This window comes from Dietzia cercidiphylli (genome assembly GCF_039531545.1).
GTDB classification, from domain to species: domain Bacteria; phylum Actinomycetota; class Actinomycetes; order Mycobacteriales; family Mycobacteriaceae; genus Dietzia; species Dietzia natronolimnaea.
In genome coordinates, this window is sequence record NZ_BAAAQG010000003.1 from 352,477 (window position 1) to 365,207 (window position 12,731).

The window sequence follows — 12,731 nt, forward strand, 5'->3', positions numbered from 1 at the left end:
GGAGGTACGCGATGTCGCGAGATGAACCCCGCGCGCGGTACGGCCGCTACGTCGGCGGCCCCGACCCGCTCGCGCCCCCTCTCGATTTGTCCGAGGCGCTCGACGCGGTGTCCGACGGGGTGATGTCCGGATACTCGCCCGAGCAGTCGATGCGCGAGTTCCTGCGTCGGGGCGGACGAGGCCAGACCGGTCTCGACGACCTGGCCGGCAGGGTGCAGCGCCGTCGCCGTGAACTGCTCGAGCGAGGCCACCTGGGCGGGACCCTGGAGGAGGTGTCCGAGCTCCTGGACAAGGCCCTACTGGCCGAGCGCGGGCAGCTCGCCCGGGACACACAGATGGACCCGATGGATCGCACCCTGCGCGAGATGACGATCGAGAACCTCCCGGACTCCCCGGCCGCGGCGGTCGGCGAGCTGGCCGACTACGACTGGGCCTCCACCGATGCCCGCGAGGCCTACCGCCGGATCCAGGACCTCCTCGGGGCGGAGGCGCTCGAGTCGCGGTTCGCCGGCATGAAACAGGCCCTGGAGAACGCGACCGACGACGACCGGGCGGCGGTGTCGGAGATGCTCGCCGACCTCACCGACCTGCTCGACAAGCACGCTCGGGGGCAGGACACCCCCGAGGACTTCGAGCGCTTCATGGACAAGCACTCCGACTCCTTCCCGGAGCAACCCGCCGACATCGACGAGCTCATCGACGTCCTGGCCAGGCGCGCGGCGGCCGCGCAACGCATGATGCGGTCGATGACGCCGGAGCAGCGGGAGGAGCTGATGGCGCTCTCGCAGCAGGCGTTCGGCTCGCCGGAACTCATGGAGCAGCTCGGGCGCCTCGACGGCCTGCTCCAGTCGCTCCGGCCCGGCGAGGACTGGGACGGCTCCGCGGACTTCTCCGGCGAGGAGGGGCTGGGATTCTCCGAGGGCGCGGCGGCCATGGCCGAACTCGGCGACCTGGACCGTCTCGCCGAGCAGCTGGCGCGGGGCGGTGAGGGCTCGCCCCTGTCCGAACTGGACCTCGAGGCCGTGGCCCGTCACCTCGGTGGCGAGGCCGCCGTCTCCCTGCGCACGCTGGCGCGGCTCGAGCAGTCGATGCGCGAGTCGGGGTACCTGAGCAGGCGCCCCGACGGCGACCTGAGGCTGTCCCCGGCCGCCCTGCGCAAGCTCGGCGGTTCCCTCCTGCGCGACGCCGCCCGCCGGCTCTCGGGCCGCACCGGTGCCCGCGAGACGCGCATGTCGGGTGCGGCGGGCGACCAGACGGGCGCGAGCCGCGGGTGGCAGTTCGGCGACGTCGAGTCGTGGGACGTCCCGCGGACCGTCACCAACGCCCTCTCCCGCGTCGCGGCGGAGGGCGGGGACCCGGGCGGCGGGATCCGGCTGCTCCCGGACGACATCGAGGTCCGGGAGACGGAGTCGCGGACCCAGGCCGCCGTCGCGCTGTTGGTCGACACGTCGTTCTCCATGGCCATGGAGGGCCGCTGGGTCCCGATGAAGCGCACCGCCCTCGCCCTGCACCACCTGGTCAGCACGCGGTTCCGGCAGGACACGTTGCAGCTCATCTCGTTCGGCCGCTTCGCCCAGACCCGGACGGTGGAGGAACTGCTCTCCCTCGACGCGGAGTACGAGATGGGGACGAACCTGCACCACGCGCTGCTGCTGGCCGGACGCTTCTTCCGGAAGCACCCGTCGATGCAGCCGGTCCTGCTCATCGTCACCGACGGTGAGCCCACGGCCCACCTGTTGGGGAGCGGGGACCCGTGGTTCGGATATCCGCCCGCGCCCGAGACCATCCGGACGACCGTCGACGAACTGGACCGTGTGTCGAGACTCGGCACCCAGACCACGTTCTTCCGGCTCGGCGACGACCCCGGGCTCGGGCGGTTCCTCGACGCGCTGGCCCGCCGGGTCGGCGGCACCGTGGTGGCCCCGGATGTCGACGACCTCGGCGCGGCCGTGGTCGGGAGGTTCCTCCACACGCGCCGCGGCCGCCCGGGCTCCGGCGATGCGTGGAGCGCGGGCGGCCGGTGGGCGGTCTGACGGGTCCTACGGCATGGGGGCGCCGACCTCGCCGGAGTCGCGGCGCAGGACGCGCAGCGAGTCCACCGCGCGGACCTCGGTGAACTGGCCGGACTCCAGGGCGCGGCAGTAGATCTCGTACGGCGGGCGTCCACCGTCCTCGGGGTTGGGGAACACGTCGTGGATCAACAGAGCGCCGCCGACCGCGACCCACGGGGCCCACCCCTCGTAGTCGGCCTGCGCCGCCTCGGAGGAGTGGCCGCCGTCGATGAACACGAACGAGGCCGGCCTGCCCCAGACCCGGGCCACCTGGCGCGAGGTGCCCACCGCGGCCGTCACCACGTCGTCGAGCTCCGCGTCCCACATCGTGTGCCGGAACGCCACGAGGGTCTCCAGGCGGCCGGTGTGCGGGTCTACCAGCGTGGTGTCGTGGTACTCCCACCCGGGCTGGTGCTCCTCGGACCCACGGTGGTGGTCGACGGTGACGATGCTGCCGCCGGTCACCCGCGCGGCCGCGCCGAGGAAGACGGTGGACCGGCCGCAGTAGGTGCCGATCTCGACCCCCACGCCGTCGCCCAGGTACTCGCAGGCGATCTCGTAGAGGGTGCGGCCCTCGTCCAGCGGCATGAAGCCGGGGGCGGAGAGCGCCACGTCGAGCAGCGCCTGGTCGATCTCGGGAGCGGTCATGGCATAAACCTATCGCCCGTCACCGCGCTCCCGGCCCCCGCCCTCAGCCCTCGCTCCCGGACCCGGCCGCGGCCCGCCGTGCGGCCTTACGGGCGCGCGCCACGTGCGGGCCCACCACGTTGCCCAGCTTGGTGCCGTTTGGCCAGCCCGCGTAGTAGCAGAGGAACAGCACGATCTCCTCCAGCTCCTCGGGTGTGAGCTCGTCGTTGCCCAGCGCGGCGCCCACCTGGATGTCGGCGATGTCCGTGTTCCCCTGTGCGGTCAGCGCGCCCAGCAGGAGCAGGCGGCGGTCGCGGTGGCTCAGGCCCGGACGGGACCACACGCGCCCGAACAGGTGGTCCGCGGTCTCGGCGAAGTAGTCGCCGGGACCATCGGACATCTCGAAGCCGTAGACCTCGGTCATCATGGCCAACCCGCGTTCGCGCTCCGGGGACATGCCGGACCCTGCCGTGTCGCTCATCGTGCTCCCTCGTCGTCGCCGTTGCTGTCGTTGCTGTGGTCGTTGCCGTCGTCGTCCAGCCCGTCGCCCTCGCTGCGGTCACCCACGCCCGCACCCGCGGTCGCGGTCGCGGCGCGGCGGGCGATCTCGCCCGGCCCCACGCCGAACCCGGCACCCAGGTCCCGTAGCGCGATGGTCCCGAGCGGCAGGTCCACCTCCAACCGCTCGCCCAGGGACAACGCCAGCGAGAGGTCCTTCTCGCCGAGGCCCCGGACGTGGGTGAACACGCCGTGCCAGAAGTCGTCGGGGGCGATCGGCGCGGTGGTCTCGCGCAGCATGACCGCCCCGGCACCACCGGTGATGGCGTCGGTGTGCCGGACCACGCGACCGAGCTTGGCGATGTCGATGCCCGCGGCCTCCGCCAGCCGGGAGGCCTCGGCGGCGGCGGTGAAGGAGATGAAGTGCAGCAGGTTGCGGGCGAGCTTCATCCGGGTGCCCGCGCCCACCTCGCCGGCGTGGACCGGCATCGCGGCCCACAGGGCGAACACGGGCTTGCAGGCCTCGTAGACCTCGCGGGGTCCGCCCACCATCACCGCGAGCTCGCCCTTCTCGGCGCCCGGTGCGCCCCCCGAGACCGGCGCGTCCACCAGGTGCACCCCGTGGGTGGCGCACGCCTGAGCGAGCTCTACGGCCGTGGAGTCGGAGATGGTGGAGTGGACCGCGACCACCGTCCCCGGCGCCGCGGTGCGCAGGATCCCGTCGGGACCCTCGACGACGTCCCGCACCTGGGCGTCGTCGAGCACCGTCACCGAGACCAGTCGTGCGGTCCGGGCCACCTCGGCGGGCGTCGCGGCGGCGGTGGCCCCCTCGGAGACGAACGGTTCGGCGGCCTCGGGACGGACGTCGCAGACCACCAGTCCGCCGGGCCACGACAGCAGCCGCCGGGCGATGGGCGCTCCCATGTTCCCCAGCCCGATGAACCCCACGGGCGCGGGGGAGTGCTCGGGTGACCCCGGCCCGATGGGAGAGGCTCCCGGGTCCTGCCCCGCGCTGCCGGCCGGCTGCCCGCTCACGACCTGATGACCTGTCCGCCGTCGACGTTGAAGATCTGGCCGGTGATCCACGACGCCTCATCCGACAGCAGGAACAACAGCATTCCCACCAGGTCCTGGGGCTGACCCATCCGCTTGAGGGGGAGCTTGTCGACCATGTCCTTGACGATGGACTGCGGGGTGGTGGTGCGGTTGGCCTCGGTGTCGATCGGGCCGGGCGCGATGGCGTTGATGCGGATGTTCGACCCGCCCAGCTCGGTGGCCAGCTGCTGGGTCAGGCCGTTGACGCCCACCTTGGCCAGGCCGTAGAAGCCGGAGTAGAGCCACGCGGCGGTCGAGGACTGGTTGACGATCGCGCCACCGCCGGCCGCCGCCATCTTCTCCCAGCAGGCGCGGACCATGAGGAGCTGGCCGTTCATGTTGACCTGCATGAACTTCTGGTAGTAGTCCCACGGCACCGTGATGAGGAAGTCGAGCTTCATGCCGCCGAAGATCGCGGCGTTGTTGACCAGCATGTCCAGCCGGCCGTACTTCTCCACGGTCGCCTCGGCGCACGCGTCGGCCGAGTCCGGGTCCGAGACGTCGGTGTGCTGGAAGAAGGCCTCGCCGCCGGCGGCGACGATCTCCGCCGCCACGCGCTCGCCCTCGGTGTCCGAGACGTCGGCCACCACGACCTTCGCGCCCTCGGCGGCGAGCGCCTTGGCGTACTCCTCGCCGATTCCGCCGGCCGCGCCGGTCACGATCACGGACTTGCCCTCAAAACGTCCCATGTCTGTAGTCTCTGCTTCCTTGGTGTGGCTTGATATGGCTTGATATGGCTTGATATGGCGTGATGCCGGTGGTCGCTCGGGTGCGGGCGGCGCGTCAGGCCGGGGTGGCCACGGACTTGGTCTCGAGGTACTCCTCGAAGCCCTGGCGGCCCATCTCACGGCCGATGCCCGACTGCTTGTAGCCGCCGAAGGGCACGTCGGCGCCGTACCAGACGCCGCCGTTCACCCCGAGCGTTCCGGTGCGGATGCCCGCCACGACCCTCTCGACGCGGCCGAGGTCGGCGCCCCAGACGGCGCCGGAGAGGCCGTAGGGGGAGTCGTTGGCGATCCGGACCGCGTCGTCGTCGCCGTCGTGGGGGATGACGACGAGGACGGGGCCGAAGATCTCCTCCCGGGCCACCCGCGCGGAGTTGTCGAGTCCGGAGATCAGGGTGGGCTCCACCCAGAAGCCCTTGGCCTTGTCCTCGCCGGAGGGGCGCCCGCCGCCGATCTCGACGGTGCCGCCCTCCTCGACGGCCAGTGCGATGTACCCCTCGACCCGCTCGCGCTGCAGTTCGGAGATCAGCGGACCGCACAGGGTGCCGGGATCGGTGGGGTCGCCCGGTGCGAAGGCCGCCATGGCGCCCTTGGCCGCCTCGACGGCCTCGTCGTACCTCTCGCGGGGCACCACCAGTCGGGTGGTGAGGGCGCACCCCTGGCCGGCGTGGGTACAGGCGTTGAGGGCCGTCATGAAGCAGGCGGCGTTCAGGTCGGCGTCGTCCAGCACGACCGCGGCGGACTTGCCGCCCAGCTCGAGGAAGACCTTCTTGAGGGTCTCCGCCGCGGCCACCATGATCTTCTTGCCGGTGGCGGTGGACCCGGTGAACGAGACGAGGTCCACGCGCGGGTCGGTGGTCAGCAGGGCGCCCACCCCGTGGTCCGAGGACGAGACCACGTTGAGCACGCCCGCGGGGATGTCGGTCTCCTCGGCGGCGATCCGGGCCACGGCCGCGGCGATGAGCGGGGTGTCGGGTGCGGGCTTGAGCACCACGGTGCAGCCCGCGGCCAGCGCGGGCCCGATCTTGGCCAGGTTGATCTGGTTGGGGAAGTTCCACGGGGTGATGGCTCCGACCACGCCGATCGCCTCCCGGCGCACCGAGCGATGGGAGCGCACCCCCATCACCTCGGACTCGCCCAGCTCCTCGACCCACTGGTAGGCGTCGACGAGGTCGGCGAGCCAGCCCAGGTCGGCCACGGGGCCCTCCAGCTGGGGCCCGGTGGTGAACATGTGGGGGGCGCCCACCTCGGCGATGGTCAGTGCGCGCAGCTCCTCGGTGTGGGACTGCAGAGCATCCCGGAGTTGCCGCAGACACGCCGCACGGAAGGCATGATCGGTGGACCACGTGGTGGTGTCGAACGCGGTCCGGGCCGCCTCGATGGCGGCGTCCATGTCCTCGGGGCGGGCGTCGGCGGCGCGGCCGATCAGGTCCTCCGTGGCGGGGTTGAGGACGTCGAACGTGCCGCCCCCGGAGGCCGGGCGCAGCTCGCCGCCGATGAGGAGCGGGGCGTCGTAGGTGGTGCTCGTCGTCACGGGGGGCCTTCCGTCGGGTGCGGGTGGACAACTGTCTAGACGATAGTCCGGCGAGTGGTGTACTGTCCAGACACATGTCCAGTGACGTTCGTTTCGAATCCACGCGAAGGCGCCTCAACGGCCAGCAGGCAGAGACCGTCGACCGCCTCACCAGCGCCGCGGTGGAGGTGTTGCGCGAGAAGGGGCCGGGCGGGCTCGCGGTCCGGGCCGTGGCCTCGAGGGCCGGCGTCGCCCCGGCCACCGCGTACACCTACTTCTCGTCCAAGGGCCACCTCATCGCCGAGGTGTTCTGGCGACGCCTGCGTGACCACGTCACCGAGGGCGCCGGCAGCGGCACCACGGTGGACAGGGTGGTGGCGGTCCTGCGGGACGTCGCGATGTTGGTCGCGGACGAGCCCGAGCTCTCCTCTGCGGTCACCGCGGCCCTGTTGGGCGACGACCCGGAGGTGTCCCACCTGAGGATCCGGATCGGCGCGGACATCCGACGCCGCCTGACGGCCGCGCTGGGTGACGAGGCCGACGACGAGGTGATCGACGCCCTGGAGATGGTCTACGCGGGCGCGCTCGTCCGCGCGGGCATGGGCTATGGCTCCTACTCCGACATGGCGGACGCCATCGAGTCCGCCGCCCGACTCATCCTGAGGTGACCCGAGACATGACCACCGCGACTCCAGCCCCGCTCGTGTTCAGCCCGTATGACTACGCCGTACACGAGGATCCGTACCCGTTCTACTCCCGGTTGCGGGCCGAGGCCCCCGTCTACCACAACCCGGATCTCGACTTCTGGGCGCTGAGCAAGCACGCCGACGTCCGTGAGGCCTTCCGTGCGCCCGACGTGTTCTCCAACGCGATGGGGGTCTCCCTCGACCCGGCGGCGTACGGACCGCACGCCTACAAGACGATGTCCTTCCTGGCGATGGACGACCCGAGGCACGCCCGGCTGCGCAAGCTCGTGAGCAAGGGCTTCACCTCCCGACGGGTCGACGCGCTCTCCGAGGGGATCGAACGGATCTCGCGGCAGTACTGGGACGAGTGCCTCGACAGGTCTCGGGACGGCGGCGAGTTCGACTTCGTCCAGGACTACGCGGGCAAGCTGCCGATGGACGTCATCTCCGACCTCATGGGGGTGCCGGAGTCGGATCGCGACGAGCTCCGCCGGCTCGCGGACCTCGTCATGCACCGCGAGGAGGGCGGTCAGGACGTGCCCGAGGACTCGATGGTCGCCGCCTTCGACCTCATCGCCTACTACCAGGGCATGGTCGCCGACCGGCGGAAGCAGCGGACCGAGGATCTCACCTCGGCGCTCATCGACGCCGAGATCGACGGGGAGAAGCTGGACGAGGACGAGATCCTGTCCTTCCTCTTCCTCATGGTGGTGGCGGGCAACGAGACCACCACCAAGCTGCTCGCCAACGCGATGTTCTGGGGCCACGAGTACCCCGACCAGTCGCGACTGGTGATCGACGACCCGGAGCGGGTGACCGACTGGGTCGAGGAGACCCTGCGCTACGACACCTCCAGTCAGTTGGTCCTGCGCACCACGACGCAGGAGGTCACGGTCCGCGACGTCACCATCCCGGCCGACCAGAAGGTGCTCCTGCTCATCGGCGCGGCCAACCGCGACGAGGAGGTGTTCGAGGACTCCGGGGCCTTCCTCCTGGGCCGGGACACCTCCGCGAGCCTGAGCTTCGGCCAGGGGCCGCACTTCTGCCTCGGCGCGCACCTCGCGCGACTCGAGGGGCGGATCGCGCTCGACCAGATCTCGCGGTCCGTCACGGGGTACGAGATCCTGCCCGGCGCCGAGCGCGTGCACTCCTCCAACGTGCGTGGCTTCGCCCGCCTGCCCATGCGCGTCGAGGTCAGACGCTGATGAGCCTGAAGTTCCCACCGCAGCGGGACGCGGCCGACCGTCCCGCCCTCGTCACGGGCGCCTCCTCCGGTATCGGTCGCGCCTCCGCGGAGGCGCTGGCCGCACTCGGGCACCCCGTGGTCGTGGGGGCCCGCCGCGCCGACCGCCTCGACGACCTCGTGGGCCGGATCCGGGAGGCCGGGGGACGGGCCACCGCACGACCGGTCGACGTGACCAGCGCGGAGTCGGTGGCGGAGTTCGTGGCCGCCGCCGGTGAGGCGTACGGCCCTCCCGAGGTCCTGGTCTCCAGCGCGGGCACCCTGAAGATGGCCCGCGTGTGGGAGATGGAGCCGGACGACTTCGCCTCGCAGATCGACATCCACCTGCTCGCCGTGCAGCGGCTGCTCCACGCGGTGGTCCCCGGGATGGTCGATCGCCGTCGGGGCGACGTGGTCCTGATCGGCTCCGACGTCGCCTACACAGCCCGGCCCCGCTCCGGGGCGTACGTCGCGGCCAAGGCCGGCCTGGAGACCATGGCCCACCAGGCCCGCAAGGAACTCGAGGGCACGGGGATCCGCCTCGGCGTGGTCCGCCCGGGCCCGGTGATGACCGAGATGGGCACCGAGTTCGACCCGGAGACCGCGGAGTCGGTCATCAACGACTGGGTCAAGCACGGCTTCGGTCGTCACCCGCGCATGTGTAAGCCGGCCGACCTCGCCCGGGGGGTCGCCGCCATGGTGTCGATGCCCCGCGGCGCCCAGATCACCGAGCTGGAGATCCAGCCGGAGGCCCCAATCGAGGAGGACTACTCGTGACCAGTACCGACAGCTCCACCGACAAGCCCACGGACTTCTCCACCCTCACCGAGCCGCGTCGGGTCTCCGGCGGCGAGGGGGAGCTCGGGCACATGGACGAACTCCGTACCGACCCGATCGGCCTGTTCTGGCGGGTCCGTGAGGAGTGCGGCGACCTCGGCGTGTTCAAGATCGTCGACCGCGACATCTGCCTGGCCTCCGGGGCGGCCGCGAACGAGGCCTTCTTCCGTGCGCCGGACGAGTCGCTGGATCAGGCCGCCGCCTACCCGTTCATGACGCCGGTGTTCGGTGAGGGCGTCGTGTTCGACGCCAGCCCCGAGCGCCGCTCGGAGATGCTGCACAACACCGCGCTGCGCGGCGAGCACATGCGCCAGCACGCCGTCACCATCCCCCGCGAGGTCCAGCGCATGGTGGGCGAGTGGGGCGACGAGGGTGAGATCGACCTCCTCGAGTGGTTCTCCGAGCTCACCATCTACACCTCCTCGGCGTGCCTGATCGGTCCGAAGTTCCGCGAGCAGCTCGACGCCCGGTTCGCGCACCTCTACCACGATCTCGAGCAGGGCACCGACCCCCACGCGTACATCGACGCCTACGCCGACATCCCCGCGTTCCGCAAGCGGGACGCGGCGCGCGCGGGGCTGGTCGAGTTGGTCTCCGGGATCATGGACCAGCGGATGGCCGAGCCGCCGGCGAGCAAGGAGGACCGCGACCTCCTCGACGTCCTGGTCTCCGTCAAGAACGACGACGGCACGTACCGGTTCACCCCGGACGAGGTCACCGGCATCTTCATCTCCATGATGTTCGCCGGACATCACACCACCTCCGGTACCAGCGCGTGGATGCTCATCGAGCTGCTCAAGCACCCGGACTACCTCGCGCAGGTGGTCGCCGAACTCGACGAGGTCTACTCCGACGGGGCCGAGTACAGCTTCGGGGCGTTGCGTCAGATGCCCAGGGTCGAGAACGCCCTGAAAGAGACGCTGCGTCTGCACCCGCCGCTGATCATCCTCATGCGGGTGGCGCAGGAGGACGTGCAGATCGGCGACCACGTCGTCCGCGCCGGGCAGACCGTCGCGGCGTCCCCCGCGGTCTCCAACCGGCTGCCGGAGGACTTCCCGGACCCCGACTCCTTCGACCCGGAACGCTATGCCGAGCCGCGCCAGGAGGACATCGTCAACCGGTGGACCTGGATCCCCTTCGGCGCCGGACGGCACCGCTGCGTGGGCGCGGCGTTCGCCCAGCTGCAGATCAAGGCCATCTTCTCGATCCTGCTGCGGGAGTTCGAGTTCGAACTCGCGCAGCCGCCCGAGAGCTACCACAACGACCACTCCAAGATGGTCGTCCAGCTGGCCCAGCCGTGCACCGTCCGCTACCGGAGGAGGCAGCGCAGGTGAGCGGGCAGCAGCCGATGCGGGTGGAGGTGGACTTCGACCTGTGCCAGGGGCACGCCGAATGTCAGGCGGAGGCCCCCGACTGGTTCACGGTCGGCAAGGGCTCCGAGGCCAAGGTGCGTGCCAAGCGGGGCGTGGTCCCCGACGACCAGCTCGAGGCCGTCAAGGCCGCCGTCAAGTACTGCCCGACGCAGGCACTCCGCCTCGTCGAGAACCAGACCCACCAGGAGTGAGTGACGTGACCCGATACGACCGCGCCGAGATCGCCGAGTTCGTGCAGCGCTGGATCGAGGCCAACGCCGAGTGCGAGCGCAACAAGGACTGGACCCCGCTCGCCGACTTCTACGCCGAGGACGCCACCTACGGCTGGAACTACGGCACCAAGGACGACTTCATGGCCGTCGGCCGGGACGAGATCCGCGACATCGCGCTGGGCCAGGAGATGGCCGGGCTCGACGGCTGGGAGTACCCCTACATCCGGACCATCATCGACCCCGAGACCGGCGACGTGCTCTGTCTGTGGAAGCAGATCGCCCGAGACACCGTCGACCCGAAGACCGGGAAGCCGTACGAGGTCCACGGGCTCGGCGGGTCGTGGTTCCTCTACAACGGTGACCAGCAGTGGAAGTGGCACCGCGACTTCTTCGACTTCGGCAACGTGGTGGACCTGTTCATGCGGATGTACGAGGCCGACGCGCTCACCGATTCGATGAAGGCCCGGTTCGAGGCGGCCGGGGACAAGCCGGCCGGGTGGTACCGCATCGAGGACAGCCCGGCCCCCTTGTGGCCGGTGTCCGCCCCGGACGAGGTCTGAGTCCGGTGGCCGCGCGCGACCGGATCGTCAACAGCGACCCCCTGGAGTCCCTCGACCACGCCAGGCTCGCCAGGCTGCTGCCCGACCTGCTGCTGATCGGCCAGCTGATCGACCGCGCGGGGATGCCGGCCCTGCTCGGCGAGTTCGGTGTGGACGGGATGCGCGATGTGGCGATCGAGGAGTGGCAGGCCGCGAGCCCGCACTACACCCGGCGCATGAAGGAGGCGCTGTCGATCACGGGAGACGGCGTCGCGGAGATCTTCAAGGGCTTCCAACTGGATGTGGGGGCGCCGCCGGAGTTCATGGACTTCCGGTACGCGGTCACCGACCACGACCACGGCGAGTTCTGGCTCGACCACTGCGGTGCGCTGATGGACGTCGAACCGATGGGGGACCGGCTCGTCACCACGATGTGCCACGACATCGAGGACCCCACCTTCCCGGCCACCGCGCTGGCCACCAACCCCCGGGCCGTCGTGGAGCCCGTCCACCGTCCGCCGCGCAGCCCGGAGGGCCGGACGCCGCACTGTCACTGGACCGTGCGGATCGACCCGGATTCAGAGCCGGCGGCGTGGCCCGAGCCGGCGGTCGAGTCCGCGAGCAGCCGGTTGATCGACTTCGCCTTCGAGCCGCCGGAACCGCGGGACACCACCGGTGAGGGCCCTCGGGACGACTACGCCGGTCCGCTGTTGACGGATCTGAGCTTCCCCGAGTTCACCGCGGCCGCGCTCGTCCGCATGACCCGCGAGGTGTACCTGCAGATGCACCTGCTGGCGGTGGGTTTCCACCAGTCGGTGCGTCGCCGGTCGGACGCCGAGACCGCGGACCGGCTGCTCGCCTACCAGGCGACGGGGATCGCGGGGGTCGCCGCGGGACGGATCCGCGACGTCCTCGGCGTGGAGGGGGACGCACACGGGTTGGCCGCCGTGCTCGATCTCCACCCGCTGGCCGGTCCGACCGCCTACACGGGGTACTCGTCGTCGGTCTCCGGCGACGGCGCGAGCGTCACCGTCACCTGGGACACCGCGGCGGACGCGTTCGCCGACGACACCTGGATGCCCCTGCTCGCCCGGGACGGCCTGCGCCCCCTCGCCGCGGCGGCACAGGCGGTCGACCCGCACTGGACCGTGGAGCGCGTGCCCTCGGACGGCTCCCGGGTCGAGGCCGTCCTCCGGCTCGGAGACGTACCAGCGAAGGAGTCCGACGAGGTCGCCGTCACCCGGATCAGCACCGGGGCGGCGTTCGACTTCGGACCGGCCCGCACGCCACTGCCCATCACCCCGGTCTGAGACCGGACGCTCGCCCGAGACAGCACACCCGACCCCGTCACGG

Annotated in this window: 13 protein-coding genes; 8 read left to right on the top strand and 5 right to left on the bottom strand. The window is 71.2% G+C overall.

The features are described from left to right. Positions 1–11 precede the first annotated feature (11 nt). Complete coding sequence (locus ABD250_RS03385) at positions 12–2,033, top strand: vWA domain-containing protein (RefSeq protein ID WP_344390629.1); 2,022 nt, start codon at positions 12–14, stop codon at positions 2,031–2,033. A gap of 6 nt (positions 2,034–2,039) precedes the next feature. On the opposite strand, the gene ABD250_RS03390 is transcribed toward ABD250_RS03385, so the two are convergent. From ABD250_RS03390 to ABD250_RS03410, 5 genes are all read right to left on the bottom strand, one after another. Then, a complete protein-coding gene (locus ABD250_RS03390) occupies positions 2,040–2,699 on the bottom strand; it encodes a class I SAM-dependent methyltransferase (protein WP_182652206.1) in 660 nt (219 codons plus the stop codon). A gap of 43 nt (positions 2,700–2,742) precedes the next feature. Further along, positions 2,743–3,159: a carboxymuconolactone decarboxylase family protein gene (locus ABD250_RS03395; RefSeq protein ID WP_338404125.1), complete on the bottom strand. Its 417-nt coding sequence runs from the start codon at positions 3,157–3,159 to the stop codon at positions 2,743–2,745. After that, complete coding sequence (locus tag ABD250_RS03400; protein ID WP_338404126.1) at positions 3,156–4,160, bottom strand: NAD(P)-dependent oxidoreductase; 1,005 nt, start codon at positions 4,158–4,160, stop codon at positions 3,156–3,158. Before ABD250_RS03400 ends, ABD250_RS03395 begins: the two co-directional genes overlap by 4 nt. Positions 4,161–4,207: 47 nt before the next feature. Beyond that, entirely contained in the window at positions 4,208–4,960 is a 753-nt protein-coding gene (locus ABD250_RS03405; protein WP_182657941.1) for an SDR family oxidoreductase, read from the bottom strand. Positions 4,961–5,054: 94 nt separating this feature from the next. After that, positions 5,055–6,530 carry an aldehyde dehydrogenase gene (locus ABD250_RS03410; RefSeq protein WP_179525952.1) on the bottom strand — a complete coding sequence of 492 codons (1,476 nt, stop codon included), beginning with the start codon at positions 6,528–6,530 and terminating at the stop codon, positions 5,055–5,057. Between the two features lie 74 nt (positions 6,531–6,604). Between ABD250_RS03410 and ABD250_RS03415 the strand changes: the two genes are divergently transcribed. The 7 genes from ABD250_RS03415 (at position 6,605) to ABD250_RS03445 (ending at position 12,688) form a co-directional block, all read left to right on the top strand. Then, the gene (locus ABD250_RS03415; RefSeq protein WP_179525951.1) at positions 6,605–7,177 is read left to right on the top strand and encodes a TetR/AcrR family transcriptional regulator; all 573 of its coding nucleotides are present in this window, start codon (positions 6,605–6,607) and stop codon (positions 7,175–7,177) included. Between the two features lie 8 nt (positions 7,178–7,185). Beyond that, the gene (locus ABD250_RS03420; RefSeq protein ID WP_095717621.1) at positions 7,186–8,400 is read left to right on the top strand and encodes a cytochrome P450; all 1,215 of its coding nucleotides are present in this window, start codon (positions 7,186–7,188) and stop codon (positions 8,398–8,400) included. Then, complete coding sequence (locus tag ABD250_RS03425; protein ID WP_182616299.1) at positions 8,400–9,194, top strand: SDR family oxidoreductase; 795 nt, start codon at positions 8,400–8,402, stop codon at positions 9,192–9,194. The genes ABD250_RS03420 and ABD250_RS03425 overlap by 1 nt, the downstream gene beginning before the upstream one ends. 92 nt (positions 9,195–9,286) lie before the next feature. Continuing rightward, positions 9,287–10,588: a cytochrome P450 gene (locus tag ABD250_RS03430; protein ID WP_095717665.1), complete on the top strand. Its 1,302-nt coding sequence runs from the start codon at positions 9,287–9,289 to the stop codon at positions 10,586–10,588. A 14-nt stretch (positions 10,589–10,602) separates the two neighbouring features. After that, positions 10,603–10,818 (top strand): ferredoxin, encoded by a 216-nt coding sequence (locus ABD250_RS03435; RefSeq protein WP_095717619.1) that lies wholly within the window; start codon positions 10,603–10,605, stop codon positions 10,816–10,818. 5 nt (positions 10,819–10,823) lie between these two features. Next, the gene (locus ABD250_RS03440) at positions 10,824–11,399 is read left to right on the top strand and encodes a Cif family virulence factor (protein ID WP_095717618.1); all 576 of its coding nucleotides are present in this window, start codon (positions 10,824–10,826) and stop codon (positions 11,397–11,399) included. A 5-nt stretch (positions 11,400–11,404) separates the two neighbouring features. Continuing rightward, positions 11,405–12,688: a hypothetical protein gene (locus ABD250_RS03445; protein ID WP_338404124.1), complete on the top strand. Its 1,284-nt coding sequence runs from the start codon at positions 11,405–11,407 to the stop codon at positions 12,686–12,688. Positions 12,689–12,731 lie beyond the last annotated feature (43 nt).